The sequence below is a fragment of the Aeromonas sp. FDAARGOS 1417 genome (assembly GCF_019046985.1).
In the GTDB taxonomy this organism is placed as follows: domain Bacteria; phylum Pseudomonadota; class Gammaproteobacteria; order Enterobacterales; family Aeromonadaceae; genus Aeromonas; species Aeromonas veronii.
Genome location: NZ_CP077221.1, coordinates 1,808,792 through 1,834,817 on the forward strand (window position 1 = coordinate 1,808,792; position 26,026 = coordinate 1,834,817).

Genomic DNA, 26,026 nt, shown 5'->3' on the forward strand with positions numbered 1-26,026 from the left:
CCACAGGAGTAATACCTTGATGGAACTCTTGATCAATCAGGTGGGCTACGAGAGCGACGGACACAAGGTCGCCCTGTTGCAAACCTCCCCTGCCCCTGATCTCGGCGGCTATGTCAGGCTGCAACGCCTCGATGATGGCCAGATCCTGTTTGAAACCCCGCTGCAACCGGCTGGCAGCGTCTCTGGCTGGCAAGGCCGCGCTTACTGGCGTGCCGACTTCTCCGCCTTCAAGGAGCCCGGCCACTATCGGCTGGAGGCGATCACTGCCCAAGGCATTGTCCGCTCGACCCGCTTTGCCATCGGCCAGGATCTGCTGGCCAGCCACTGCCTCTCCGATGTCATTCACTACGTCAAGGGGCAGCGCGCCAGCGGCACCTTTGATCGGGCCGACCGCAGCGCCCGCCTGTTTGGCACCGAACAGCACAAAGATGTGCACGGCGGCTGGTTCGATGCCAGCGGCGACATGAGCAAGTACCTGAGCCACCTCTCCTACGCCAACTACCTCAACCCCCAGCAAACCCCCATGGTAGTGTGGGCCCTGCTCAAGTGCCGGGAACTGCTGGCCCCGCGCCGCGATATCGACGGGGTGAACCTCTGCAAGCGGCTCAATGACGAGGCGCTGCACGGCGCCGATTTCCTCTGCCGGATGCAGGATGAGTCGGGCTTCTTCTACATGACCCTGTTCGACAAGTGGAGCAAGGATCCCGCCCAGCGCGAGCTGTGCGCCTATGCCACCCAGCAGGGGATCAAATCCGCCAACTGGCAGGCGGGTTTCCGCCAAGGGGGCGGCATGGCCATCGCCGCGCTGGCCCGCGCCGCCCGCGAGAGCGTCAGCGGCGACTTCGATGCCAGCCGCTACGCCGAGGCGGCCAAACGCGGCTACCTGCACCTGTGCGAGCACAACCTCGCCTATCTGGACGACGGGGTCGAGAACATCATCGATGACTACTGCGCCCTGCTGGCGGCGGTGGAGCTGATCCGCACCTTCGGCGCCGAGTGGCTGACCGAGGCGAGAGCCCGCGCCAGCAAGCTCTGCGCCCGCCAGCGCATCCATCCGGAGCTGGGTCACTACTGGTCGGCCAACGAGGATGGCTCGCGCCCCTACTATCACGCCGCCGAAGCGGGTCTGCCGGTGCTGGCGCTGCTGGAGTATTTAGACGTAGAGCCGGATCAGGGGCGCAAGGCCCAGGTACAAACCGTGATGGAGCAGGCGCTGGCCGCCGAGCTGGCGCTATGCGCACGGGCGGGCAACCCCTTCTCCCTCGCCCGCCAATATGTCAAAGGGGTGGATGAAGCGCCGCGCGTCAGCTTCTTTATGCCCCACAACAACGAATCCGGTTACTGGTGGCAGGGGGAGAATGCCCGCCTCGCCTCTCTGGCGGCCATGGCCTTTGCTGGCGCCCGTCACTTCCCCCGCCAGAGCCAGCCGCTCATCACTTACGGTCAGCGCCAACTCGACTGGATCCTCGGGCAAAACCCCTTCAACGCCTGCATGCTGGCGGGCCACGGCATCAACAACCCCGCCTATACCGCCGGTTATCCCAATGCGCAGGGGGGTATCTGCAACGGCATCACCTCAGGGTTTGATGACGAAAATGAGGTGGCCTTTATTCCGGAGGAGTACAAGGATCGGCTGGATCAGAACTGGCGCTGGGGCGAGCAGTGGATCCCCCACGCAGCCTGGTTTGCCCTGGCCATCACTTGGCTGAATGCGCAGGGAAATGGAGGTCACCATGATTGAGTACTGGGTAGGAGTCGATGGCGGTGGCACCCACACCCGCGCCCGCATTCGGGATCGGGCGGGCAAGCTGCTCGGTGAAGGGCGCGCTGCTGGCTCCAATCTGGAGCTGGGCATCCCTCATGCCCACGCCAATGTGCTGGCCGCCATCGCCAGCGCCCGCCTTGCCGCCGGGATCGCTATCGAGAGTGAACAGCAGATGGGGGTCGGGCTGGCGCTCGCCTCCGCCGAGCTGGCCGACTGCTATCACGCCCTGCTCGAGATGCCCTTCCCCTTTGCCAGCGTCAGGCTCACCTCCGATGCCTTCGGTGCCTGCCTCGGCGCCTTTGGCGGCCGTGAGGGGGCCATTCTGATCGCAGGTACCGGCTCGGTGGGGCTGGTCTATCAGGAGGGGCAGATCCGCACCTGCTCCGGCCGCGGCTTCCCCATTTCAGACATAGGCAGCGGCGCCTGGCTGGGGCTGCACGCCATCCAGCAATCCCTGCTCTGCCACGATGGCATTCTGCCCCCCAGCACCCTCGCCATCCGCCTGATGGATCGCTTCAAGCGGGATCAAGCCGAGGTGGTTCGCTGGGCCGCCCGCGCCATTCCGGCGGACTATGGCCACTTTGCCCCCTGGGTATTCGATGCCGCCAGCGATGGCGACGAGCTTGCCAACCAGCTGCTGGACGAAACCTGTGAACAGCTGCGGATCCTGCTAGAGGGGATGACCCAGCTCGGTGCCAGACAGATCGCCCTGCTGGGGGGGATTGGCACCCGCCTCGCTCCCCGTCTCGGCCAGCTCAACCTGATCCCCCCCCAGGCAGATGCGCTTGATGGCGCCATCCTGTTTGCCCAATCAGAGGATTTTCCATGTCTACACCCCTGATCCACACCCAGGTCGCCCGACGTGACGGCGAGGATGTCTGGTTCACCTTCACCCTCTCCCACATGCCGGATACCAAGTGGAAGCTGCACTTCTGTCTGGCTCGCCATATCGACCCCGACTCCTTGCAAGGGGGGGAGCTGGAGCGCCAGAGCGGCAGCTACAAGGTGATTGTCCCGAACGCTGGCAGCTGCGAGCTGCGCTTTTGCTGCCGTCAGACCCCCATCAAGAAGCTCTCCGACATGCCGCAGGGCTTCTTTCTCAGCCTGCCGGAGGCGACCACGGGTGCCCAGCTGCTGCCGGTGACGCTGGCGGCGCAGGATCTCGGACTGGAGAACCCGCCGGTAGCCCGCCCAGATCTGCCGGATATCGAGCCTCTGCCCGGTATAGTGCCGCAACCTGCCCATCTGGTACTGCTGGAGGGGAACTTCCGGCTGGCAGAGCGGGCTCATGTCAGCGCCCCCCGCGATGTGCCGAAATTGCTGGCCCACTTCAACGAACTCACATCGCTGGCGCTGGAGCAGGATCACGACGCAGAAATCCGGCTGACCGAGGCCAAACTGGCCCCCGAAGCCTACCAACTCACCATCACGCCGCAGGAGGTGGTAATTGCCGCCGCCGACGAAGCGGGCTGGCGCCACGGGCTGGTGACTCTGGCCCAGTGGTATCTGCAACATGGGGAGAGCCTGCCCTGCGTCACACTGGAGGATGCCCCGCGCTTTGGCTTTCGCGGCATTTTTCTCGACTGCGCCCGCCACTTCCACACTCCGGCAACCATCAAGCGCCTGCTCAAGCTGATGAGCCTCTACAAGTTCAACCGCTTCCACTGGCACCTGACCGATGACGAGGGGTGGCGGCTCGAGATAAAAGCCTTCCCAGAGCTGACCGACGTGGGTGCCTGGCGCGGCCACGATCTGGCGATCGACCCCCAGCTCAGCGGCGGTGCCGAACCCTATGGCGGCTACTACACCCAGAGCGAAGTGAAGGAGCTGGTGAGCTATGCCAGTGAGCTCGGCATCACCGTCATTCCCGAGATCGACATCCCGGGCCACTGTCACGCCGCCATCAAGGCGTTGCCCGAGCTGCTGATCGAAACGGCAGATCACTCCCGCTACCGCTCGGTCCAGCATTTCGATGACAACGTGCTCAATCCTGCCCTGCCCGGCACCTACCGCTTCCTGGAGGCGGTGCTGGACGAGGTGTGCGAACTCTTCCCCGGCCCCCAGATCCACATGGGGGGTGACGAGGTGCCGACCGGGGTCTGGACCGACAGCCCCGCCTGCCAGCAGCTGATGACCGAACAGGGCTACGCCGACTGCCGCGAGCTGCAGGGCCATCTGCTGCGCCACTGTCAGCGCTATCTGGCCGCCAGAGGCAAACAGATGATCGGCTGGGAGGAGATCCTGCACGGCGACAAGGTGAGCCGCAAAGCGGCCATCTGTGCCTGGACCAGCTTTCAGGCGGGGCTGGATGCTGCCGCAGCCGGTTATCCGGTGGTGATGGCGCCCGCCCAGTTCCTCTATCTGGATCTCGCCTGGAGCGCCGATATTCATGAACCCGGCCTCTACTGGGCGGGGACCCTCAATCTGGAGCAGATCTACGCGTGTGACCCTGCCCCAGCCGATTTCCATGCCAACGATAACATCCTCGGGGTGCTGAGCCCCTTGTGGTCAGAATTGATCACCAGCCGTGATCGTCTCGACTACATGTTGTTCCCGCGTATGCTGGCCACGGCCGAGGTGGCCTGGAGCGATCCCACCCACAAGGGCTGGGAGCACTTCGCCGCCCGCCTGCCGGGTCAGCTGCAGCTCCTCGATCAGTTGCAGGTGCGCTACCGGATGCCACAGAGGTAATGTTGTCTCTACTTTGGCGGCCAATCGGCCGCCTTTTTTACGATTAACCAACAAAACATCAACTTCCCCCTACCATTCATCCGCCATTATTGGCAAAATCCAGCCCCCAATGAAGCTGGTCTGCCTCCTGCTGGCGCGAGCCTGCGGCCACCTCCAGATCTGCCACAATAACAACGACAACATTATCAACAAGAACATCGGAGCGTATTCCTATGGCCCGCAGAGATGTCCATACCCTGGATAGCGAAGTGGAGTTTCCTGCCGACGTACAACTGGTCTCCACCACTGACCTGCGCGGGGTGATCACTTATGCCAATCCGGCTTTTTGCACCATCGCCGGCTATAGCGCCGACGAGCTGGTCGGTCACAACCACAATCTGGTACGCCACCCGGACATGCCCAAGGCCGCCTTCGCCGATCTCTGGGCCCGCCTCAAGGAGGGCAAACCCTGGCGCGGCATCGTCAAAAATCGCTGCAAGGATGGTCGTTACTACTGGGTAGATGCCTACGTCACCCCCATCTACGAAGGCAACAGGATCAGCGGCTACCAGTCGGTACGCTGCAAGCCCGAGCCCCAATTCAAGCGCATCGCCGCTCAGACCTACCAGGCACTGCTCAAGGCCGAGCGCGGCACCAGCCGCCGACTCCCCTCACTCGTCAGTGCCCGCCTGCCACTGCTCGCGCTGTTACTGCTCGGCTTGCTGGGCTGGGCCGCCAGCAGCCAGGGCCCGATAACCGCCCTGCTGATGCTGCTGCCCCTGTTGCTTATTGGCGGAGCCTACTGGCGCGAGCTCTTTGCCCTGCCCCACTATCTACAGCAACTGGGCCGCGAATATGACAGTCTGACCCGGCTGGTCTACTCCGGTGACAACCCCGGCGCCATTGCCGATTTTCATATCAAGATGCTGCAGGCCCGCATCCGAACCGTGTTGGGGCGGATCAACGATGCCACGGCACCTCTGCAAATCCTGGCCATCAATCTGAAGCAGGCCTCTCATCAGGCCTGTCTCGATATCAACGAGCAAGATGCCCAGACCCAGCAGATGGCTACGGCTATGACTCAGATGGCCAGCACGGCCCACGAGATCGCCCGTAACATTCAGGACTCCAAGGGTCAGGTCAACGAAGCTCGCAATCGTTGTGAACAAACCAACCAGCAGTTGAACCAGACCGAGCAACAGATCGAACAGCTCGCCAAACAGGCAGAGCTGGCGTTCAACTCGGCAGTAGAGCTCGCCAGCGAATCCGAACGGATTGGCAGTGTCATGGGCGAGATCCAGGGCATCGCCGAGCAGACTAACCTGCTGGCCCTCAACGCCGCTATCGAAGCCGCTCGCGCCGGGGAGCAGGGCCGTGGTTTTGCAGTGGTCGCAGACGAGGTGCGTACTCTATCGACCCGCACCCACAAGGCGACCGAGCAGATCCAGGGCAGCATCAAGCAGATCCAGCACACTCTGGGACGTTGGAAGGGGATGATGCAGGAGAACCTGCAACAGACCCGCGCATGTGCCGAGATGACCCGCCAGGGCGCCAGCAGCCTCCATACCGTGCTGACAGAGATAGAGCTGGTCACCGAACACTCCACCCAGATCGCCACCGCTGCAGAGCAGCAACAAGCGGTCGTGGAGGAGATCAGCCGCAGCATCCACCAGATATCCGCATACTCCCACGCCAACAGTCAGAAGATGCTGGATGTCGATCACTCCAGTCAGGCTCTGCTGGAACGGGCCAAGCAACTGAAGGGGCTTAGCCAGACCTTCGGCTGAATCATTGCCAGCCCCATGACAGAAGCGCCACAATGGCGCTTCTGTTGTTTTTGACGAATCGGGTTTATGAGCATTGAATCAAGTCCTGTCCCATTGAACAAAACTGCCCGTATCGAAGTGATCATCGCCTTGATCCCGGCAGGCCGGGTGGTCAGTTACGGTCAGGTGGCCGATCTGGCGGGGCTGCCAGGACGGGCAAGACTGGTAGGCAAGGTGCTGCGGGAAACCGACAAGGTACTGCCGTGGCATCGGGTGCTGGGCGCAGCGGGCACTATCTCGTTACCGAAAGGATCGCAAGGCTTTGCCGAACAGACGGGACGCCTGCAGCAAGAAGGGGTCGTGGTGATCGGTGGGCGGGTCAGAATGAAGGAGTGGCAATGGCAGCCCGATCTGGCCGAGCTGCTTTTTCTACTGCCATTTTGAGGGGATCACAGCCGGATCACTCCAGCGGCGCCAGGATCTCGTCGCTGCGCACCTGCACCGGTATGGTCTCATCCGCTCGCTGCAGCAGCACCAGCAGGCTCTGCCGGTCAACCTCCAGCACATAGGCCGCCCCTTCACGGGTCATGCAGCTCATGCCTGGCCGGATCTCGTTAATCTCCATCTCAACCTCCTTGTCTACTTCGCGATTGACGACAGCTGCACTCCTTGCAGCTGTCTCAGTATACCGCTATCCATAAGCAAAGAGGCCCCTTGTCGGGGCCTCTTTTCATCAGGCTTTTTTAGCCTTTGGCAAACTCTCTTGCCAGGTACCATTGTCGTAGTGAGCGGTCCAACCGGTCGCCTTGCCGTTGACCTCGCTCATCACGTACTGCTCCTTGGTCTTGCGACTGAAACGTACGATGGCGGGGTTGCCGTCCGGATCGGTGAGCGGGGCACCGGCCAGATACTTGTGCTTGGCGGAGATGCGATCCTTGAAGCGCTTGAGCTCTTCCACCAGCGGCGCGCGGGTCTCGCGGGATTTGGGGAAGTTGCTGGCCGCCAGAAACAGACCGGCAGCCCCGTCACGTAGCACAAAGTGGGCATCGGACTGGGTGCACTTAAGCTCCGGCAGCGGCACCGGATCCTCCTTCGGTGGCGCGATATCACCGTTTTTCAGGATCTTGCGGGTGTTCTTGCAGGTCTCGTTGGTGCAGCCCATGTACTTGCCGAAACGGCCGTTCTTGAGCTGCATTTCGCTGCCGCAGCGGTCGCACTCGATGCTCGGCCCTTCGTAGCCCTTGAGCTTGAACTGGCCCTTCTCGATCTCGTAGCCATCGCAATCCGGGTTGCGACCACAGACGTGCAGCTTGCGGCTGTCATCGATAATGTAGGCATCCATCGCAGTGCCACAGACACCGCAGCGGTGCTTGGCGCGCAGCGCTTCTGTTTCCGCCTCTTCGCCGTCAGTGGCGGAGACAAACTCGTCGGCAGAGACCAGGTTTATGGTCTTCTTGCAGCGCTCTTTGGGCGGCAAGGCATAGCCGGAGCAGCCGAGGAACACGCCGGTGGTGGCGGTACGAATACCCATCTTGCGGCCGCAATCCGGGCAGTCGATGTCGGTCATCACCATCTGGTTGGCACGCATGCCGCCCTCTTCGGGCGCCTTGTCGGCCTTCTCCAGCTCCTGGGTAAACTCGGCGTAGAAGGCGTCCAACACCTTCTTCCACTCCAGGCTCCCTTCGGCGATGCCATCGAGCTTGTCTTCCATCTTGGCGGTGAACTCGTAGTTCATCAGCTCGACGAAGTTCTCCACCAGACGATCGGTGACAATCTCGCCCATCTTCTCGGCGAAGAAACGGCGGCTCTCGACCCGCACATAACCACGATCGACGATAGTGGAGATGATGGAGGCATAGGTTGACGGACGGCCGATGCCACGTTTTTCCAGCTCGCGCACCAGCGCGGCTTCGGTGAAACGGGCAGGCGGCTTGGTGAAGTGCTGGCGCGGATCCAGCTTGACCAGTTTCAGCACCTCGCCAACGGTCACCGCCGGCAGCTGGCTATCTTCGCCCTTGCGACCCATCGGCGGCAGTGCCTTGGTCCAACCGGCGAAGCGCAGGGTACGGCCACGGGCCTTGAGCTCGAACTCACCCGCCTTGACGGTCAGGGTGGAGGAGTCGTATTGAGCCGGGGTCATCTGGCAAGCAACGAACTGACGCCAGATGAGATCGTACAGACGCATGGCATCCGGCTCCATCCCTTCCAGCATCTCGGCAGTCACCTGTACGTTGGAGGGACGGATCGCTTCGTGCGCTTCCTGGGCATTGGCCTTGGCGCCATACAGATTCGGCTCGGCTGGCAGATAGGCCGCGCCATACTGCTCGCCGATATATTCACGCACCGCCTCAACCGCCTCTTTGCTGAGGTTGGTGGAGTCGGTACGCATATAGGTGATGTAACCCGCTTCATAGAGACGCTGGGCCATCATCATGGTCTTCTTGACCCCGAAGCTCAGACGGGTAGAGGCCGCCTGCTGCAGGGTAGATGTGATAAACGGCGCGGACGGTTTGGAGCCGGTCGGCTTGTCTTCCCGGTTCACCACCTTGTAGTCGACCCCTTCCAGGGCTGCGACAGCGGCAAAGGTCTCGGCCTGGGTCACCGGCTTGAAGTCAGCCCCATTGCGGCTGACCACTTCCATCCGCAGATCGCTCTTGTCGGCGGTCAGCAGGTCGGCATTGAGATCCCAGAACTCGACCGGAACGAACGCCTTGATTTCGCGCTCTTTATCGACGATGAGACGCACCGCAACGGATTGCACTCGACCGGCGGAGAGACCGCGGGCCAGCTTTTTCCACAGCAGCGGGGAGACCATGTAACCCACCACGCGGTCGAGGAAACGACGGGCCTGCTGGGCATTGACGCGGTCAATATTGAGTTCGGACGGCTGGGCAAACGCCTCCTTGATGGCGCTCTTGGTGATCTCGTTGAACACCACGCGCTTGTAGCGGCTGTCGTCGCCACCGATGATCTCGCGCAGGTGCCAGGCGATCGCCTCTCCTTCTCTATCCAAGTCGGTTGCGAGATAGATGGTGTCGGCTTTCTCGGCCAGACTTTGCAACTCGCTGACCACCTTCTCCTTGCCGGGCAAAATCTGGTAGTTGGCCTGCCAGCCAGCGGTCGGATTGATACCCATCCGGGCAAACAGGGCCTTGCGATCCTTGGCAGCCTTCTCGGATTCGCTCAACTTGATGCCGCGAATGACAGGTTTCTTGGGCTCGGTGCTGGCGCTGCCGCTGGTGGGCAGATCGCGAACATGACCAACGCTGGATTTCACCACGTAGTCCTTGCCCAGATATTTGTTGATCGTCTTGGCCTTGGCCGGAGACTCCACTATGACCAGTGATTTGCCCATGCTGTAACTATTATCCTCATTGCACCCGACGGGGTTGGTGTGCGGTTTTGTGGGGCTGTATAAGAGATTTGGCGCGAAAAAGCAATCTTGTGAGCAAATTTGCCTGACCAGCCCGAACCACACGGCTTCTTTTATTGCTTCTTTATTTATTAATGCGAAGGCAACAGGCCGGACGCAACCGCTTTTTCAATTTTCTGCCATACCGCCCCTCTTTTTATATCTGAAACGACATAAAAACGTCTGCTGGTTACCGGCTTGTTACAAAAACATAAAATCTCTTTATAATGGCCCAACCCCGACGCATTGCGCGCGGAAGGAACCGCTACCCATCATAAAAATCGAAAGGATGTACTCAATGAAGCACTTCGAGGTCAATTTCGACGGTCTGGTCGGCCCGACTCATAACTATGCTGGCCTCTCCTACGGCAACGTTGCCTCCCAGAGCAATGCCCAGGAGGCTTCCAATCCGAAAGAGGCCGCCAAACAGGGGCTGCGCAAGATGAAGGCGCTGACCGAGCTTGGCATGACCCAGGGGGTACTGGCGCCACAAGAGCGTCCCGATCTCGCCACCCTGCGCCGCCTAGGCTTCACCGGCAACGATGCCCGGGTGCTGGAGCAGGCCGCCAAACAGGCTCCTGCCGTGCTGGCCGCCTGCTATTCGGCTTCCAGCATGTGGACTGCCAACGCCGCCACCGTCTCTCCCAGTGCCGATACCCAGGATGGCCGCATTCACTTCACCCCCGCCAACCTGACCAACAAGTTTCACCGCTCCCTGGAGCCTGACGTCACTGGTCGCATCCTGCGCGCCGTGTTCAACAATGATCGCCACTTCAGCCACCACCTCCATCTGCCGGAAAATGACCACTTCGGCGACGAGGGGGCAGCCAACCACACCCGCCTCTGCCGTGCCTATGGCGAGGCGGGGGTCGAGCTGTTCGTCTATGGCCGCAGCGCCTTTGACTACTCCCGCCCGGCGCCGAAGCGCTACCCTGCCCGCCAGACCCTGGAGGCAAGCCAAGCCATCGCCCGCCTGCATGGCCTTGGCGAGGAGAGCGTGGTGTTTATTCAGCAAAACCCGGAGGTGATCGATCAGGGGGTATTCCATAACGATGTGATCGCGGTGGGCAACCAGAACGTGCTCTTCTTCCACCAGCAAGCGTTCCTCAACACCGAAGCGGTGCTAGCCGAGATCAGCGACAAGTTTGGCGAGGGGGATTTGCACTTTATCGAAGTGCCGACCGCCGAGGTATCCGTGCTGGATGCGGTGAAATCCTACCTGTTCAACACCCAGATCCTCACCTTGCCGAGCGGCGAGATGGCCATCATCGCCCCCACCGAGTGCCGCGACAATCCGGCGGTGTCGGCCTATCTTGGCAAGCTGCTGACGCAGGAGACCCCGATCAAGGCGGTCCACTATATGGATGTGAAACAGAGCATGCGCAATGGTGGCGGCCCGGCCTGCCTGCGACTGCGGGTTGCCATGAACGATCAGGAACTCGCCGCGGTCAATCCGGCCTGCCTCATCAACGACAGCCAGTTTGCCCGCCTCGATGGCTGGGTAGATCGCCACTACCGTGACCGCCTGACCCTCGATGACCTGCGGGATCCGGCACTGGTGCAGGAGTCCCGCAGCGCACTGGACGAACTGACCCAGATCCTGAAACTGGGTTCGGTCTACCCGTTCCAGCGCTAAATGTGATGCCCGGGAAGACCGCCAACGCTGGCGGTCTTCTGCTATCGGCCTTCTCTTCAGCGCGATCGCCAACTTGCACGGATGCTGTTTTGTGCAGAAAAGCAGCGCACAACTTGCTGATAAGCTTGAATTTTGAGCTGGATGTATCAAAAAATCGACGAACAGTCACTTTTTACTGCCAGATGCCTCATCAAGGGGTTCACAAAGCCTCTGGATCTGATAGTATGCGCCTCGCACTTGGGGAGGGGTTCCCGAGCGGCCAAAGGGATCAGACTGTAAATCTGACGGCTCTGCCTTCGAAGGTTCGAATCCTTCTCCCTCCACCATTTCAAGTGCAAAAAGTAGTGACAATCAGGAAATACCTCGTGGAGGGGTTCCCGAGCGGCCAAAGGGATCAGACTGTAAATCTGACGGCTCTGCCTTCGAAGGTTCGAATCCTTCTCCCTCCACCATTTCCCCGATTGCAATGGCTGAATACAATTTGCTTTGCCCCTGTGGAGGGGTTCCCGAGCGGCCAAAGGGATCAGACTGTAAATCTGACGGCTCTGCCTTCGAAGGTTCGAATCCTTCTCCCTCCACCATCATTCAAGAAAACCCGGCCTCTCGCCGGGTTTTCGCTTTTTTCCATTCTCATCACATTTTTCCGACCTTGTCAGATCTGACAGTTGCAATTGCGTCCGATATTGATGATTGTGGCACCATCAATAACAGGGTATTCACATCATGTTTGAAGTCTGGGACGAGCACGGTCACGCCACCGGTCTGACACTGCAGGCGCTCAAAGTCAGAATCAACAACGACTATCAGGGCGATCTGATGGTGCGCTACAGCAACAAGCTGGGACTTCCCACGACCCTCTTTCTGACCATTCATCAGGGCGTTGCCTATCAACGCTTCAAAGCGGGCTCGCCAAAACTGGATTGGGAATGGCTGGCCAGCGCAGGCAATGGCCACAGCCCCCGCAATTTTATGAGCGAACAGTTTCCCGATTTTCAACTCGCACTGGATAATTGAACATCAGCAACTATCGCTAACCCACCATCAAAGATTCCCCAAAAGCTGATTTTCCATTCGCATGATATTCCTGCCAAATTGCATGATGACGTGGGGGCGAGTACAATCTCGCACCCCGAATATCCGGCGCTTCTTCTTTAGATAACTCCGGATATGCCGTCATCGGGTCGCGCTGCATTGAGCCTCCTCTCGGAGGGCATCTTGCACCGCAACTCAACCACTACGATGCCATCAGGTGGCATCGTCCTGATTTGCAATCAGATATAAAGAGTCCGCCATGTTTAAACCAGAATTGCTCTCCCCCGCAGGTTCCCTCAAGAACATGCGTTACGCCTATGCCTATGGCGCCGATGCCGTCTATGCCGGTCAGCCCCGCTACAGCCTGCGGGTGCGCAACAACGAATTCGATCACGAAAACCTGCAGTTGGGCATCAACGAAGCCCATGCACTGGGCAAGCAGTTCTATGTGGTGGCCAACATCCAGCCCCACAACTCCAAGCTCAAGACCTTTATCCGCGACATGCGCCCCGTGGTGGAGATGAAGCCGGATGCGCTGATCATGTCCGACCCCGGTCTTATCATGATGATGCGTGAAGCCTTCCCGGATATGCCCATTCACCTCTCGGTGCAGGCCAACGCGGTCAACTGGGCCACGGTGAAGTTCTGGCATCAGATGGGCCTGACCCGCGCCATCCTCTCCCGTGAGCTGTCGCTGGACGAGATCGAAGAGATCCGCATGCAGGTGCCGGAGATGGAGCTGGAAGTGTTCGTCCACGGCGCGCTGTGCATGGCCTACTCTGGCCGCTGCCTGCTCTCCGGCTACATCAACAAACGTGACCCTAACCAGGGCACCTGCACCAACTCCTGCCGCTGGGAGTACAAGGTGCACGAAGGTAAAGAAGATGACGTGGGCCAGATCGTCCACCGTCAGGAGCCCATCGCCATTCGCCCGGACAACACCCTGGGCCTTGGCAAACCGACCGATGCGCTGGTGCTGCTGGAAGAGTCCAACCGCCCGGGCGAGTACATGAGCGCGTTCGAGGACGAACACGGCACCTACATCATGAACTCCAAGGACTTGCGCGCCGTCGAGCACGTCGAGCGACTGACCAAGATGGGCGTTCACTCCCTGAAAATCGAAGGGCGCACCAAATCCTTCTACTACTGCGCACGTACCGCTCAGGTTTACCGCAAGGCCATCGACGATGCGGTAGCGGGTCGTCCGTTCGACCGCAGCCTGATGGGCACCCTCGAAAATCTGGCCCACCGCGGCTATACCGAGGGCTTCCTGCGCCGTCACAACCACAGCGAATACCAGAACTACGACTACGGCTACTCCGTCTCCGACACCCAGCAGTTTGTCGGCGAGATCACCGGTCGCAAAGGTGACATGGTCGAGGTCGAGGTGAAGAACAAGTTCCTGGTGGGCAACAACCTGGAGCTGATGACCCCGCAGGGCAACGTCCGTTTCAATCTGGAGCAGATGGAGAACCGCAAGGGCGAGCTTATCGATACCGCGCCGGGCAACGGTCACGTGGTCTATGTGCCGGTCCCGAAAGATCTGGATGTGAACTACGGCATTTTGCTGCGCAATCTGGGCGACAGCCAGGATACCCGCAACCCGCACACGGCGGCCTGAGATGGCGCTGCTCATCACCGACAAGTGCATCAACTGTGACATGTGCGATCCCGAGTGCCCCAACCAGGCTATCAGCCTGGGTGAGGAGATCTACGAGATCGACCCCAGTCGCTGCACCGAGTGCGTCGGTCACTATGAGAAGCCGACCTGCATCAGTGTCTGCCCTATCGACTGCATCATCTGGGATCCCGCCCACGTGGAGACCGAAGATCAGCTGATGGAGAAGTTTGTGCGGATGCACAGGCAGTAGCTGATGCACAGACCGTAAAACGAAAAAAAGGCCGAGCAATCGGCCTTTTTTGATCCTGCGTGCAGCGGCTGGCTATCACTTGCCGACCAGCCGGATCAGTTTGTCCAGCTCACGCTGGGCCTCCAGCATCCGGGTCTGGGACTCCTCCAGCCTGGCCTGCCGCTTGGCAATCTTCTCCGGTTTGCCACTGACTCTCGCCTCCTGCAACTCAAGCAGACGCTCATCCACCTCGCCACGCAGTTTGTTAACCCGCTCTTTCTGTTCCTTGAGCAGACCTTCATCGGTACAGTTGGCCTTGATATTGCGCGCGGCCTGTTCCAGCCCGGCAATCTGCCCGGCGTTATTGTGTGCTTTGGCAAACACCAGCTGGTCGTTGACGGCCTGCAGACGAGCCTTGCAACCGACCGCCTCACTGCCAAAGGCCTGACCCGCCAACAGCAGCAAGCCGGCTCCCAATACTTTCCACATCTCGATTCATCCGGTCTTGTTTGCGAGCTGACCATAAAAACCTCGATCGGCAGCAGGGTCAAGCAAGCGGGAAAAAGGTGCGACAGAAGTTGTGCAACATCACGCAATTGGCACCCTGTTGGTTCTACAATGGCGCTCTTTCCAATCGGGAGTCTGTTATGAATCAACAAATTGTGGTCATTGCCAACGGTGCCCCCTATGGCAGCGAATCCCTGTTCAACGCCCTGCGTCTCGCTATCGCCCTCAACGAACAGGGTGGTGCCAGCCTGAAGCTGTTCCTGATGTCAGATGCGGTGAGTGCAGCACAGGCCGGTCAGGCTCCGGCCGAAGGGTACAACCTGCGCCAGATGCTGGAGATCCTGCTGGCACAAGGCGTCACCATTCGCCTGTGCAAGACCTGCGCCGATGCCCGTGGCATTACCGCCCTGCCGCTGATCGAGGGCATTGAGGTCGGCACCCTGCCGATGCTGGCCCAATGGACCCTGGCTGCCGACAAGGTGCTGACGTTCTGATCTCCCCCTCCGGATCTCTTGCCCCTTTAGCTCTCACCTGACCCTCCATGGCCCCCGCCATAAGGGGGCATTGCGCACGCCGCCCGCCTCACTGACTACACTATCAGTTGCCACGCCAGCTTGTTTGTCCCACCTCACGGACAGCGTAACGCCCAGTAATAAACCGAGGACGACGATGAATCCGACCGAACAGACCCTGCTTGAGCAGATGAGGATCACCGACTTCGAGATTGCCCATCGCAAAGAGTTATTGCTGCTCAATGAGCAGGATGTGGCGCGGCTGGCAAGTTATTGCAGCAAGATAGAGCCACGGATCGACGCCCTGGTGGATCGCTTCTACCAGCAACAGACGGCCATCACCGAGATCGCCCTGTTGATCGGGGATGCCGATACCCTCATACGGTTGCGCACCGCGCAACGGCGCTATGTGCTCGATCTCTTCAGCGGCCATTACGATCTGGAGTACGTCAACAACCGGCTGCGGATCGGGTTGGTTCACAAGCGGATCGGGGTCGAACCCAAGCTCTATCTGGCCGCCATCAACACCCTCAAAGCCCTGCTGATCGAGGATATGTTCGAGCAGATCCACGATGAACCGGAGCGCCTCGTCATGCTGGCCGCACTGGACAAACTCTTTCTGTTCGACATCACTCTGGTCTTCGAAACCTACATTCGCAGTCTGGTGTCGGAAATAGAGTCATCCAGAGAGAAATCGGAGAACTATGCCAAGAGTCTGGAGCAGAAAGTACGCGAGCGTACCAAACAACTGGAGGAGCTGAACCGCACCGATGCCCTGACCGGATTGCTCAACGTTCGCCACCTCAACGAGCTGTTGCTGCTGAGCCTGCGCACCTGTCAGCGCCGTGCCGAACCCATGGCCATCGCCTATCTCGATATCGACAACTTCAAGCAAATCAACGATACCGAAGGTCACCAGCGCGGAGACGAGATCCTGCGCATCGTCGGCAACTGCATCCGTCAGGTCTTTCGCGCCGAAGACAGCTGCTTTCGTTATGGCGGAGATGAGTTCTGCCTGATCCTGCCCAACTGCAACGAGAGTCAGGCGCGGGATATCTATCTCAAACGATTGGTCAACACCGTCAAGGAGCAGCTGGGCGATCTCACCCTCAGTATGGGCATAGTGCAGACCGGGCCGGAGCACTACGACGACGGGCTAAACCTGATCCGCCTCGCCGACGAGAGGATGTACGCAGCCAAGAAGGCGCTCAAAGAGAAGACGCCGGGTAGCACGCACTGAACATTCAGCATCACAGATCCCCGCATTAACCGGGTCAGCTCCGCTCAACCACAGACGTGGCCACTGCGGGACGCTGTACTCTGGCGCCCCACTCGTAAAGCGCAAAAATCGCCACACAAAGCAGCGCCATCAGCACATAGAGCCACTGACCGCTCCACTGCTCGAGGATCCAGCCTCCCAGCAAGGCACCTGCGGCCCCTCCCAACCCGGCCAGTGCGCTGGCGCCAAAATAGCTTCCCTTGAGGTGGGTGGGGGCCATCTGGTCGATCAGCACGTTGAGCAGGGGGAAGAGGATGGTCTCGCCGATGCTGAGCAGTAGCACGGCGCCAAACCAGTGGCTGCGCACCATCGGGTCCCCCAGCGCGAAGAGCAGCTGGGCCGCCAGAAAGAGCGCCATGCCGATATGAAGCCGTACCCGCACCGGCCAGCGTGACAACAACCGCAGCAGCGGAAACTGCAGCAGCACCACGGTCAGGGCATTGGTCGCCACCAGCAGGGCAACCAGCTCGGCCACCTGCGGCATACCGGCTCGGGTCAGGTATTGCACCAGCGGCGAGTGAAACTGGGAGTAGACCAGCACCATCAGGAGATTGGCCATCACCAGCAGCAGGAAGGCGCGATCCGCCAGCAACACCTTGATGGCATCCCGCAAGCCGGGCCCGGCAGTCCCCGGCTTGCCTGTGCTGCCAGCCCGGCGAAATCCCCAGCCAAAGGCCAGCGCCAGCAGCAGATAGCTCACCACCAGAAACAGGAAGGTCTCCTGCTGGACGTTGATCCCGAGGGTCACCCCGAGCAGCGGCCCCAACGCGGCTCCCAGGTTGAGCAGAAAATAGCGCAGGTGCAGTGCCAGCTCCCGCGCCTTGGCCGAGGCCAGACTGTCGGCCATCAGCGCCTTGCCGGGGGCATCGATGAGCCCTGACGAGAGGCCGCTGCCCATCACCCCGACTCCGAGCCAGAACACCGCATGGGAGAAACCGAGCAGGCCGAAACAGATCATCGCCACCAGACAACCGGCCAGCAGTATGCTGCGCCGCCCGAAGCGATCAGAGAGCCAGCCGCCGTAAAAACTGACCAGGGTAGAGAGGGCCATTGAGCCACCCAGCAACAGGCCGATGAAGGTGGCCGAAAGGTCATACTCCCGATAGAGCAGAATGGAGAGGAAGGGCCACACCATGTAGTAGCTGGTACGCACCATAAAGGTGCCCAGAATGACGATCCAGACCAGCGGGGTAAATTGCCTGAAGGTGCTCCATGACATCGCTATGCTCCATGCCCCGCAGCTCTTACCACAAGATCCTGTCATAAACGGGGAAAGCATTCAGTTGTAACAGAGGGCCTCAATAGAAACAACCCTCGCTCACCAACAAGGTGCAACCGGATGCAAAAAGGCCAGCCGATGGGCATCGGCTGGCCTTTTTATCGCGGGATTTCCCTCTGGCTAGAGCCAGAGGGCCAGGCTTAGCGCCAGGGGCTCTGCTGCCACAGCTGCCCAAGTCCTGCCTCCAACGCCTGCGCGCCCTGCTGCCCCAGCTTCTGAGTCAGGCTTTTTGGCTTGCGATAGCTGATGCCGATCACCTTGTGGTGGCTGGCCTGCGCCAGCAGGTAGTCATCGCTGGTGCAGAGGGTATCCACCAACCCCAGCCCCTTGGCCTGACTCGCCAGCCAGTGTTCACCGGTCGTGACCTGATCGATATCGAGTTGCGGGCGATGTTCGGCCACAAAGGCCTTGAAGCGCTCGTGGATCGCCGCCAGCTCCTCACGAAACTTCTCGCGCCCCAGATCGTCGTTCTCGCCGAACATGGTGATAGTGCGCTTGTACTGGCCGGCGGTGTGCATCTCGAATTCGATATCGTGCTTTTTCAACAACTTGTTGAAGTTCGGCATCTGGGCGATCACCCCGATGGAGCCGACGATGGCAAAGGGGGCAGCCAGGATCTTGTCCGCCACACAGGCCATCATGTAGCCACCGCTCGCCGCCACCTTGTCAATCGCCACGGTGAGCTTGATGTCACGATCGCGCAGCCGCTGCAACTGGGAAGCGGCCAAGCCATAGCCATGCACCACGCCGCCACCGGATTCGAGTCGCAACAGCACCTCGTCGCCGGGCTGGGCGACGCCGATCACCGCGCTCACCTCCTCGCGCAGGGAGGCCACCTCTTTGGCATCCATGCTGCCGTTGAAATCGAGCACAAACAGGCGACTGCGCTCATCACCGGCCTTGGCGCGCTTTTTCTGCTCCTCTTTCTGCTGCTTTTCCATCACCTTGCGCTCGGCCTTGCTGGCAAGCGCGCTCTTGAGCGCAAACTGCCCCTGCTCCAGCTCGCTCGAGAGATCGGTCACCACCAGCTCCCCCTTGCGCGCTTTCGGCTGGCGAGTGCTCACAATCATCAGGATGATGGCGCCGATGGCCAGCAGGAAGGTCACTGTCTTGGCCAGAAACAGGCCATATTCGGTCAGAAATGTCACGATGGACTCCAGAATGGATCGGTTTTCGTCACATTCTAGGGAGTTTGATGGAGGCGCGCAAAAAATCGCAGCCAGTGCCAGGAAAAACCAACCCGAGCATCACAACCTCTCTATTTTCTTCACATTTTTCTTGCCGCTGGCTGGTCAAACAGGCGCGCGGATCAGTACACTTGGCGCCGATTGCCATGCACTTATGGCCGGAATTTGTTAACAGGAGTTGTCATGCTCGATTATCAGGCGCCCCGCGATCTGCTCAAGGATAAAGTCATTCTGGTCACAGGTGCCGGCGACGGGATCGGCCGCGAAGCCGCCCTCACCTACGCCGCTCACGGTGCCACCGTGATCCTGCTCGGCCGCACCAGCGCCAAACTCGAAGCCGTGTATGACCAGATTGAAGCCGCCGGTTATCCGCTGCCCGCCATCGTGCCGGTGGATCTGAAAGGGGCCACCGCCGCCCACTACCGCGGCATGGCCGAAACCTTCGCCCAGCAGTTTGGCCGCCTCGACGGCGTGCTGTTCAACGCCGGTCTGCTCGGCACCCTCTCTCCGTTTGAACACATTCAGGAGAAGGAGTGGGACGAGGTGATGCAGGTCAACGTCAAATCGGAATTCCTGCTGACCCAGGCGCTGCTGCCGCTGCTGCGCCAGACAGCCAAGGCGCAGGGCGATGCCTCCATCGTCTACACCTCCTCCAGCGTGGGACGCAAGGGGCGCGCCTACTGGGGCACCTATGCCATCTCCAAGTTCGCCATCGAGGGGATGATGGAAGTGCTGGCCGACGAGCTTGAGAACACCGGTGTGCGGGTCAATACCCTCAATCCGGGCGGCACCCGCACCAAGATGCGCGCCAGCGCCTTCCCGGCGGAAGATCCCATGAACCTCAAGACTCCGGCCGACCTGATGCCGCTCTACCTCTACCTGATGGGGTCGGACAGCCGCGGCAAAACCGGCCAGACCTTTGTGGCTCAGCCAAAATAAACAAGTTGCGTGGCCCAGCCCAAATAAATCAATAAAATACCCAGAGTGTTGTGCGGCAGGGGTTAAATTGAATAGGGGGCACAGGCTCCCTGTTCGAACCACTGACCATCCTATCTCCAATCAGGTTGAACTATGTTTCGTCCCAAGAGCACGTTTGAGCAATGGCGGATCTTTCAGGCGGTGGTCGACTGCGGCGGCTACGCCCAGGCGGCCGAGGCGCTGAACAAGAGCCAGTCCTCCCTCAATCATGCGGTTGCGAAGTTGCAGCAGAGTCTGGGGGTGCCCTTGCTGGAGGTGCGCGGCCGCAAGGCGGTGCTGACGCCGGCGGGCGAGATCTTCCTCAAGCGGGCCCGTCAGTTGAGCCAGCAAGTAGAAGAGCTGGAAAATCTGGCCAACAACCTGGAGCGGCAATGGGAGCCGCAGATCAACCTCTATGTTTCGGCGCTGCAGCCAAGGGATCGCCTCTATCGGGCCTTGGCCAGCTTCTATCCCCGCAGCCGGGGTTGCCGGGTCAACCTGCACGAACGCATTCACTGCCACTTCAACGCCCTGCAACCGGGGGACCTGATGCTCTCCGAGCACCTGCCCGGCGATCGCACCGGTCTGCTGCTGGACGAGGTGTGCCTGCTGCCCCTCTGCGCCGCCAGCCATCCGCTGGCGCAAGAGGAGGGGCCCATCCGCAGCGATGTGCTGACCGGCCACAACCAGATCAGCCTGCATCCCCCCATTCACCGCTCGGTGGACTGGAACGATGCGGATGACACCGGCTGGAAGGCGACCCACTACCACGAAGTGCTCGCCATGCTGCGCCTCGGCCTCGGCTATGCCTGGCTGCCGCGCCATCTGGTAGAGCGGGAGCTGACGGAAGGGTCACTCATACAGCTGGATCTGGAAAGCGGCAACGAGCGCCACCTCTACACCTATCTGCTGACCCTCTCCCCCGAATCTCTCGGCCCCGCGACCGAGCTGCTGCTGCGCTGCCTGCGCAACGAGTATCAGGGCGAATCAGTGCCGCTCCCGCACGTTCAGTCCCAGCACGATAAATAACAGCCAGATCCCCCGTCAGACGTTGGGCACCCGCCAGCTGGCGGCCAGTGCCACCAGAGCCAATCCCAGCGCAACCATAAAGACCCCGTGGAAACTCCACACCTCCGCCACCACACCGGCGATAGCCCCCGCCATGATGGAGCCGGTGCGGATGCTGTTGGCAAACAGGGTAGTCGCCACCCCGGCCCGCCCCGGCATCAGATCCTGAAAGTAAGACATGCCGATCCCCGCCACGATACCGATGAAGATGGCGTTGAACAGCTGCAAGGCGATCAGGGCGTATTGGTCGGTGAGGGTCACCAGACCTGTGTAAAAGGCCGCGCCAGCCAGCACCGCCAACAACATCATGGGGCGCTTGCCAAAACGGGCCGTGTAGTAACCCGCCAGCAGCATGAAGGGGATCTCAAGCGCCGCCGCCGTGCCCATCAGGATGCCGGCAAGCTTCTCATCCATCCCGAGCTCCCGGGTGATGTAGAGCGGCATATTGATGAGATACATGCTGTTACAGGTCCACATCAGGGTGGAGGCGATAAAGAGCGCCCGCACCGCCGGATCCCGCCAGCTGCTGACCCGCTCTGTCTCTTCAGCCATCTTGGGCAACGGCAGAGAGGGGAGCCAGCGCCACACCACCAGGGCACAGAGCAGATAGGCTAGTGCCGAAGCCAGATACATCAGCTCGAAACCGTAGCCGATGGCCAGCGCGAAGGCGATGGGCGGGCCTATGACCCAGGCCAGCGAAAACTGGGCCCGCATCACCGAGCTGAACATGTCCGCCCGCCGGTTGCGGCTGTCGGAGTACTCCCGCGCCAGCGCAAACAGCTGGGGACTGGCAGTGGCCGCCAGCGCAGCCAGCATAACCCCCAGACTCGCCAGCAGCCAGTAGTTGCGGTTCCAGGCAAACAGCAAGGAGAGCGCCACTCCGGCAAAACAGCAGCGCATGATCAGTCGCTTGCGATCCCCCTTGTTGTCGGAGCGATGGCCCAGCCACTGGCTGACCAGAATGCCCACCACGGCGTTGATGGTATAGAAGAGCCCGACCAGAAAGGGGCGCACCTGCACCTCTTCGGCCAGAAACAGACTTAAGGTAGGCACCTGCAGTGCCACCGCGACGCCGGTCATAAAGGTCACGGCAAGAAATGAAAGGGAGACGGGGTCAGGGCGTTTGACCGCCGCTATCGACAAGCTCATAGGGTTACCACTGATTGGAAGGACGATACGGGCTAACGGGCGGCAGCCGTATGAAAATTCGGCGCCTATCTTATGTCACTATCAAGAGCGGGCTCAAGGATGGCATAAGCGGGTGTGCGCCTTGCGAGGGAGGCCGCGACCCCGTAGAGTGAAAGCCCATCCTGCCAGCACAAGGAGTTCGCATGTTTGATTTTGATCAGGAAGTAGACCGCAGTGGCACCATGAGCCTGAAATGGGACAAGTACAAGGGTCAGGATGTGCTGCCCATGTGGGTTGCCGATACCGACTTTGTCTCCCCCCCGTCCGTGATTGAGGCGTTGACCAAACGGGTCGCCCACGGCATTTTCGGCTATTCACGCCCCTCGCCGCGCCTGATCGAACTCATTATCGAACGGATGGCGACCCGCTATGGCTGGGCAATCGAGCCCGAATGGCTGGTGTTCCTGCCGGGCGTCGTGCCGGGGCTCAACCTTGCCTGCAAGGCGTGGAGCCAGCATGGCCGCGGTATCATCACCCCCAAGCCGGTCTATTACCCCTTCCTGCAGGCGCCGGGCTTCAATGATCGCCCCCTGCTCACCGTGCCGATGATTGAAGAGGCAGGTCGTTGGGTGCTGGATCTGGCAGAGCTTGAGCGTCAAGCCCCCGCCGCAGATCTGCTGCTGCTCTGCAACCCCCACAACCCGGGCGGCACCATCTTCACCCGTGACGAACTGCTGGCCATCGATGCCATCGCCGCGCACCACAATCTGGTGATCTGCTCCGATGAAATCCACTGCGATCTGCTGCTGGATAAAAACGCCCGCCACATTCCCTACGGCGCCATCAGTGCGCAAGCGGCCGAGCGCTGCGCGGTGATGATGGCCCCGAGCAAGACCTTCAATATCGCCGGTCTCTGCTGCTCCTTCGCCATTATCCCCAACGCCCGTCTGCGCTTCAGGCTGCAACAGGCGATGCGCGGCATCAGCGCCGACGTCAACCTGCTGGGCTTTGTCGCCGCCGAAGCGGCCTATGAGGGTGGCGAACAGTGGCTGACCGAGCAACTCGACTATCTGGCGGCCAATCTGGCCCTGATCCAGCAAGCGGTTGCCCGCTGGCCCGGCGTCAAGCTGGCCAACCATCAAGCTACGTATCTGGCCTGGATTGATGTGAGCGCCCTTGGCCTTGCCGATCCCATCGCCTTCTTCGAGCAGGCCGGCGTTGGTCTCTCCCCCGGCGCCCAGTTTGGCGACGGTCAGTTCGTGCGGCTCAACTTCGGCTGCACCAGGGCACGACTGACTGACGCGCTGGCGCGGATGGAGCGGGCAATCCTCAACAACAAGCCCTGATCAGCCAGCAACGGGATGGGCAAGCCCCATCCCTTTTACCCTGTGTCATCAGCCAGCGGTCAACTCAGTCTACGGTCAATTATGTCTCTACGGATCTTGCATCACCTTCTGCTCCCCCTCTGTGCACTCTCTGCGCTGCTCCCCTTTGGCAGCCAGGCGCTGACTATCGGAACGGGCCCGCTCAACGGGGTCTACTACCCGACCGGTGGCGCCATCTGCCGGGTGCTCAATGCCGGCCATGCCCTGCATGGGGACAGCTGCACCGTGCAGAGCACCCGTGGCTCGATGGCCAACCTCAAGGCACTCGACAAGGGGGACGTACAGCTGGCGCTGGTGCAGTCCGATGTGTTGCACCACGCCCTGCACGGCACCAGCCCCTTCAGCGGGCAGGGGGCCAACAATGAGCTGCGCAGCCTGTTTCGCCTCTATCAGGAGTCGTTAACCCTGCTGGCCGCCCCCAATAGCGGCATCACCACCCTGGCAGATATCGAAGGGAAGCGGGTCTATCCGGGCAACAAAGGCGCCGGTGAGCAGATCACCAGCCAGGCCCTGATGGCGGCCATGGGATGGCAACCCGGGCAGTTTGCTGCCTATCAGCTCAAATCGGACAGCGAACCGCTGGAAGGACTCTGCGATGGCTCGCTGGATGCCGCGTTTGTGGTTGCCGGTCACCCCAGTCTGGCGGTCGGCGATCTGATCAGCCGCTGCAAGGTGCGCCTCATCCCCATCGAAGGGGAGCAGATCGACACGCTGCTCAAACAACACCCCTACTACCAGCGCAGCCGTATCGCCGCCAACCTCTATCCGGGACAGACTACTGCCATCAACAACATCGGAATGAGTGCCGAACTGGTGGCGCTGGCCAGCCTGCCGGACCCCATCGTCCGTACCGTGCGCGATACCCTGCTGGCCCGGGTCAAACAGTTCAGTCGGCTGCATCCCGCCCTTAGCAAGGTGACCCCCGAGCAGTTGCAGGCGCAAACCGAGCTGCCCCTCCATGCGGGGATGTCGGATCAACCGCCCGCCCCCTTGCCACTGACCCCCGAGCAGTTAACCGCGGAACAGCTGACGCCGGAGCCGTTATCACCAGCGCCATCGGCCTCGGAGGCGGTGCCCACGACAGGGCCGGTGAGCGCCGCCAGCGGGGCGACTGCGCCCTCTGACGCGACCGCCACCAGCAGTGCTGCAGTGGCAACAGAAGCAACAGAAGCAACAGAGGTTAATCCCTTGCCCGAAGAGGCACTTGAGGTCACCTCCGAGCTCACTGCTACGCCGACCACCGAGGGGGAAAGAGTGGCTCCCTCTGCCGCAGCGTCAACGGTTCCATCACCCTCGGCTGCCGTTTCGACTCAGTTGCCGCAAAGCGCCTCTGCGGCCACTGCGCCGCAAGAGCAGGCAATCCAGCCTGCCAGCGGCGCGGTGACTGGCGAAACCTCGCATCAGGATAAAACCGATACACTGCCCTCCCCTGCTACCAGCGCAGCCACACCACTGCAGCCCTGAGTGGGCAGCGCCAACAAATACATCAGGGCAGCTTCGGCTGCCCTGATTGTTTACGCGCGTTCGATAGTGACGCAATTGATGGCGGCGCAGTCACCCCGATAGGCCTGCTCACCTTGCCGCCCCGCTACGGCTCCATCACCCGGGTCAGATAGGGGTTGGGCTTCTGGATCTCCTCCTCCACCCAGTGCAGCAACTGCTTGATGGCCCGAGACAACACCTGATTCTGGCGCACCACATAACCCAGACTGGTACCGGGAAAGTCGCCGAGGCTGGTGACCGGCGCGGTGAGGTTGAGGCGCGGATGCAGGGAGAAGTCCGGCACGATGGCGACACCAAAGCCCGCCTCGGCCCAATCCAGCTGGGCGTCCACGCTGCCCACCTCCATGATGCGGCAAGGGGGTAACGCCAACAGCGGCAGAGATGGATCGATCAGCGCCCGGGTGCGGGTGTCGTGACCGAGCAGGATCAGGGTCGGCTCATCGAGGGGATCGCTCTCCCCCGCCACCGCCCGCGCCTGCCAACGGGCAAGGCCATGACCCAGCGCGCACCAGGTCACCTGTTGCAGCTCGGTATAGAAGAGCGGCTCGCTGCGCTTTTGCGCCATGACAAAACCCAGATCCGCCTTGCCCGCCTTGACCAGCTCGGCAGCCTGATCCGAAGTGGTGTTGAACAAAGTAAGGTCGATGCCGGGGAACTCCCGCTTGAAGCGCTGGAACGGCTGGATCAGCAGCAGGCGGGAGATGATGTCGCTGGCGGCGATGGCCAGCGTCCCCTGACTCAGCTGGTTGAGGGCATTGAGATCGGACTGACAGAGCTGCAACTCGGCAATGGTGCGCTCGGCGCTTTGCAGCAGCCGCTCCCCCGCCTGCGTCAGGCGAAACGGGCTGCGCTCGATCAGCCTCACCCGGGTCGCCTGCTCCAGCCGCTTGATATGCAGGCTGACATTGGGCTGGGTCATGTGCAGCTCGGTGGCTGTCTGGCCAAAATGTTGCAATCGGGCCAGGGTGACAAAGGTTTGCAACCAGTGAATATCCAGCATAAGAGTCCCTCAACCCGCAATGTGCGGGGCTTGCCAGGCAAAATCGGACGGTTTGCCGCTTAATTGGCCATAATTATATGGTTCTCTTAT

The 26,026-nt window shown here is 60.8% G+C and carries 22 protein-coding genes and 3 tRNA genes; 18 read left to right on the forward strand and 7 right to left on the reverse strand.

Features of this window, described 5'->3' with window-relative positions:
• The first annotated feature begins 19 nt into the window (after positions 1–19).
• The 5 genes from I6L47_RS08090 to I6L47_RS08110 all read left to right on the forward strand — a co-directional run bounded on the left by I6L47_RS08090 (position 20) and on the right by I6L47_RS08110 (position 6,645).
• Complete coding sequence (locus I6L47_RS08090; protein ID WP_216949065.1) at positions 20–1,741, forward strand: glycoside hydrolase family 9 protein; 1,722 nt, start codon at positions 20–22, stop codon at positions 1,739–1,741.
• Positions 1,734–2,606: a BadF/BadG/BcrA/BcrD ATPase family protein gene (locus I6L47_RS08095; protein WP_115521216.1), complete on the forward strand. Its 873-nt coding sequence runs from the start codon at positions 1,734–1,736 to the stop codon at positions 2,604–2,606. Before I6L47_RS08090 ends, I6L47_RS08095 begins: the two co-directional genes overlap by 8 nt.
• Positions 2,591–4,456: a beta-N-acetylhexosaminidase gene (locus I6L47_RS08100; RefSeq protein WP_216949066.1), complete on the forward strand. Its 1,866-nt coding sequence runs from the start codon at positions 2,591–2,593 to the stop codon at positions 4,454–4,456. The genes I6L47_RS08095 and I6L47_RS08100 overlap by 16 nt, the downstream gene beginning before the upstream one ends.
• A gap of 212 nt (positions 4,457–4,668) precedes the next feature.
• Positions 4,669–6,222 carry a PAS domain-containing methyl-accepting chemotaxis protein gene (locus I6L47_RS08105; protein WP_216949067.1) on the forward strand — a complete coding sequence of 518 codons (1,554 nt, stop codon included), beginning with the start codon at positions 4,669–4,671 and terminating at the stop codon, positions 6,220–6,222.
• Between the two features lie 66 nt (positions 6,223–6,288).
• The gene (locus I6L47_RS08110) at positions 6,289–6,645 is read left to right on the forward strand and encodes an MGMT family protein (protein ID WP_216949068.1); all 357 of its coding nucleotides are present in this window, start codon (positions 6,289–6,291) and stop codon (positions 6,643–6,645) included.
• Between the two features lie 16 nt (positions 6,646–6,661).
• Here the strand turns inward: I6L47_RS08110 and I6L47_RS08115 are convergent, their stop codons facing one another.
• Positions 6,662–6,826 carry a hypothetical protein gene (locus tag I6L47_RS08115; RefSeq protein ID WP_005334891.1) on the reverse strand — a complete coding sequence of 55 codons (165 nt, stop codon included), beginning with the start codon at positions 6,824–6,826 and terminating at the stop codon, positions 6,662–6,664.
• A gap of 108 nt (positions 6,827–6,934) precedes the next feature.
• Positions 6,935–9,556 carry a type I DNA topoisomerase gene (topA, locus tag I6L47_RS08120; protein ID WP_107683628.1) on the reverse strand — a complete coding sequence of 874 codons (2,622 nt, stop codon included), beginning with the start codon at positions 9,554–9,556 and terminating at the stop codon, positions 6,935–6,937.
• Positions 9,557–9,911: 355 nt separating this feature from the next.
• Here topA and astB point away from each other — a divergent pair, with 355 nt between their 5' ends.
• From astB to I6L47_RS08155, 7 genes are all read left to right on the forward strand, one after another.
• Entirely contained in the window at positions 9,912–11,249 is a 1,338-nt protein-coding gene (astB, locus tag I6L47_RS08125) for an N-succinylarginine dihydrolase (RefSeq protein WP_113740423.1), read from the forward strand.
• A gap of 241 nt (positions 11,250–11,490) precedes the next feature.
• Positions 11,491–11,575, forward strand: a tRNA-Tyr gene (locus tag I6L47_RS08130).
• Positions 11,576–11,616: 41 nt separating this feature from the next.
• Positions 11,617–11,701 (forward strand) — tRNA-Tyr (locus I6L47_RS08135).
• Positions 11,702–11,745: 44 nt separating this feature from the next.
• Positions 11,746–11,830: transfer RNA gene (locus I6L47_RS08140), tRNA-Tyr, on the forward strand.
• Positions 11,831–11,972: 142 nt separating this feature from the next.
• On the forward strand, positions 11,973–12,263 hold the full coding sequence (locus I6L47_RS08145; protein WP_216949069.1) for a hypothetical protein: 291 nt from the start codon (positions 11,973–11,975) through the stop codon (positions 12,261–12,263).
• 277 nt (positions 12,264–12,540) lie between these two features.
• Positions 12,541–13,902, forward strand: coding sequence for a tRNA 5-hydroxyuridine modification protein YegQ (gene yegQ, locus I6L47_RS08150; protein ID WP_106842767.1), 1,362 nt, complete (start codon positions 12,541–12,543; stop codon positions 13,900–13,902).
• 1 nt (position 13,903) lies between these two features.
• Positions 13,904–14,152 (forward strand): YfhL family 4Fe-4S dicluster ferredoxin, encoded by a 249-nt coding sequence (locus I6L47_RS08155; protein ID WP_005334896.1) that lies wholly within the window; start codon positions 13,904–13,906, stop codon positions 14,150–14,152.
• Positions 14,153–14,227: 75 nt separating this feature from the next.
• Here the strand turns inward: I6L47_RS08155 and I6L47_RS08160 are convergent, their stop codons facing one another.
• Complete coding sequence (locus I6L47_RS08160) at positions 14,228–14,620, reverse strand: DUF1090 domain-containing protein (protein WP_005334898.1); 393 nt, start codon at positions 14,618–14,620, stop codon at positions 14,228–14,230.
• 158 nt (positions 14,621–14,778) lie between these two features.
• Here I6L47_RS08160 and I6L47_RS08165 point away from each other — a divergent pair, with 158 nt between their 5' ends.
• Positions 14,779–15,132: a DsrE/DsrF/TusD sulfur relay family protein gene (locus I6L47_RS08165; RefSeq protein WP_216949070.1), complete on the forward strand. Its 354-nt coding sequence runs from the start codon at positions 14,779–14,781 to the stop codon at positions 15,130–15,132.
• A gap of 175 nt (positions 15,133–15,307) precedes the next feature.
• Positions 15,308–16,390: a diguanylate cyclase gene (locus I6L47_RS08170; RefSeq protein WP_100653208.1), complete on the forward strand. Its 1,083-nt coding sequence runs from the start codon at positions 15,308–15,310 to the stop codon at positions 16,388–16,390.
• A 34-nt stretch (positions 16,391–16,424) separates the two neighbouring features.
• Here the strand turns inward: I6L47_RS08170 and I6L47_RS08175 are convergent, their stop codons facing one another.
• Positions 16,425–17,648, reverse strand: a complete 1,224-nt coding sequence (locus tag I6L47_RS08175) for an MFS transporter (protein WP_216949071.1) — start codon at positions 17,646–17,648, stop codon at positions 16,425–16,427.
• A 200-nt stretch (positions 17,649–17,848) separates the two neighbouring features.
• Positions 17,849–18,856, reverse strand: a complete 1,008-nt coding sequence (gene sohB, locus I6L47_RS08180; protein ID WP_216949072.1) for a protease SohB — start codon at positions 18,854–18,856, stop codon at positions 17,849–17,851.
• 222 nt (positions 18,857–19,078) lie between these two features.
• Here sohB and I6L47_RS08185 point away from each other — a divergent pair, with 222 nt between their 5' ends.
• Complete coding sequence (locus tag I6L47_RS08185) at positions 19,079–19,834, forward strand: YciK family oxidoreductase (protein ID WP_005334909.1); 756 nt, start codon at positions 19,079–19,081, stop codon at positions 19,832–19,834.
• 132 nt (positions 19,835–19,966) lie between these two features.
• Positions 19,967–20,881: a LysR family transcriptional regulator gene (locus I6L47_RS08190; protein WP_216949073.1), complete on the forward strand. Its 915-nt coding sequence runs from the start codon at positions 19,967–19,969 to the stop codon at positions 20,879–20,881.
• Between the two features lie 15 nt (positions 20,882–20,896).
• Here I6L47_RS08190 and I6L47_RS08195 read toward each other — a convergent pair whose 3' ends face one another.
• Complete coding sequence (locus I6L47_RS08195) at positions 20,897–22,069, reverse strand: MFS transporter (protein ID WP_158109567.1); 1,173 nt, start codon at positions 22,067–22,069, stop codon at positions 20,897–20,899.
• A 182-nt stretch (positions 22,070–22,251) separates the two neighbouring features.
• Between I6L47_RS08195 and I6L47_RS08200 the strand changes: the two genes are divergently transcribed.
• Entirely contained in the window at positions 22,252–23,394 is a 1,143-nt protein-coding gene (locus tag I6L47_RS08200; protein ID WP_216949074.1) for a MalY/PatB family protein, read from the forward strand.
• 81 nt (positions 23,395–23,475) lie between these two features.
• Positions 23,476–24,897 carry a TAXI family TRAP transporter solute-binding subunit gene (locus tag I6L47_RS08205; RefSeq protein WP_216949075.1) on the forward strand — a complete coding sequence of 474 codons (1,422 nt, stop codon included), beginning with the start codon at positions 23,476–23,478 and terminating at the stop codon, positions 24,895–24,897.
• Positions 24,898–25,021: 124 nt separating this feature from the next.
• On the opposite strand, the gene I6L47_RS08210 is transcribed toward I6L47_RS08205, so the two are convergent.
• Positions 25,022–25,936: a LysR family transcriptional regulator gene (locus I6L47_RS08210; protein WP_005353868.1), complete on the reverse strand. Its 915-nt coding sequence runs from the start codon at positions 25,934–25,936 to the stop codon at positions 25,022–25,024.
• Positions 25,937–26,026: the final 90 nt, after the last annotated feature.

Bases quoted from the DNA above. Each gene is read 5' to 3' on its own strand.
- I6L47_RS08090 (WP_216949065.1), top strand. From the start codon at position 20: ATGGAACTCTTGATCAATCAGGTGGGCTACGAGAGCGACGGACACAAG.
- I6L47_RS08095 (WP_115521216.1), top strand. From the start codon at position 1,734: ATGATTGAGTACTGGGTAGGAGTCGATGGCGGTGGCACCCACACCCGC.
- I6L47_RS08100 (WP_216949066.1), top strand. From the start codon at position 2,591: ATGTCTACACCCCTGATCCACACCCAGGTCGCCCGACGTGACGGCGAG.
- I6L47_RS08105 (WP_216949067.1), top strand. From the start codon at position 4,669: ATGGCCCGCAGAGATGTCCATACCCTGGATAGCGAAGTGGAGTTTCCT.
- I6L47_RS08110 (WP_216949068.1), top strand. From the start codon at position 6,289: ATGAGCATTGAATCAAGTCCTGTCCCATTGAACAAAACTGCCCGTATC.
- I6L47_RS08115 (WP_005334891.1), bottom strand. From the start codon at position 6,826: ATGGAGATTAACGAGATCCGGCCAGGCATGAGCTGCATGACCCGTGAA.
- topA (WP_107683628.1), bottom strand. From the start codon at position 9,556: ATGGGCAAATCACTGGTCATAGTGGAGTCTCCGGCCAAGGCCAAGACG.
- astB (WP_113740423.1), top strand. From the start codon at position 9,912: ATGAAGCACTTCGAGGTCAATTTCGACGGTCTGGTCGGCCCGACTCAT.
- I6L47_RS08145 (WP_216949069.1), top strand. From the start codon at position 11,973: ATGTTTGAAGTCTGGGACGAGCACGGTCACGCCACCGGTCTGACACTG.
- yegQ (WP_106842767.1), top strand. From the start codon at position 12,541: ATGTTTAAACCAGAATTGCTCTCCCCCGCAGGTTCCCTCAAGAACATG.
- I6L47_RS08155 (WP_005334896.1), top strand. From the start codon at position 13,904: ATGGCGCTGCTCATCACCGACAAGTGCATCAACTGTGACATGTGCGAT.
- I6L47_RS08160 (WP_005334898.1), bottom strand. From the start codon at position 14,620: ATGTGGAAAGTATTGGGAGCCGGCTTGCTGCTGTTGGCGGGTCAGGCC.
- I6L47_RS08165 (WP_216949070.1), top strand. From the start codon at position 14,779: ATGAATCAACAAATTGTGGTCATTGCCAACGGTGCCCCCTATGGCAGC.
- I6L47_RS08170 (WP_100653208.1), top strand. From the start codon at position 15,308: ATGAATCCGACCGAACAGACCCTGCTTGAGCAGATGAGGATCACCGAC.
- I6L47_RS08175 (WP_216949071.1), bottom strand. From the start codon at position 17,648: ATGTCATGGAGCACCTTCAGGCAATTTACCCCGCTGGTCTGGATCGTC.
- I6L47_RS08185 (WP_005334909.1), top strand. From the start codon at position 19,079: ATGCTCGATTATCAGGCGCCCCGCGATCTGCTCAAGGATAAAGTCATT.
- I6L47_RS08190 (WP_216949073.1), top strand. From the start codon at position 19,967: ATGTTTCGTCCCAAGAGCACGTTTGAGCAATGGCGGATCTTTCAGGCG.
- I6L47_RS08195 (WP_158109567.1), bottom strand. From the start codon at position 22,069: ATGAGCTTGTCGATAGCGGCGGTCAAACGCCCTGACCCCGTCTCCCTT.
- I6L47_RS08200 (WP_216949074.1), top strand. From the start codon at position 22,252: ATGTTTGATTTTGATCAGGAAGTAGACCGCAGTGGCACCATGAGCCTG.
- I6L47_RS08205 (WP_216949075.1), top strand. From the start codon at position 23,476: ATGTCTCTACGGATCTTGCATCACCTTCTGCTCCCCCTCTGTGCACTC.
- I6L47_RS08210 (WP_005353868.1), bottom strand. From the start codon at position 25,936: ATGCTGGATATTCACTGGTTGCAAACCTTTGTCACCCTGGCCCGATTG.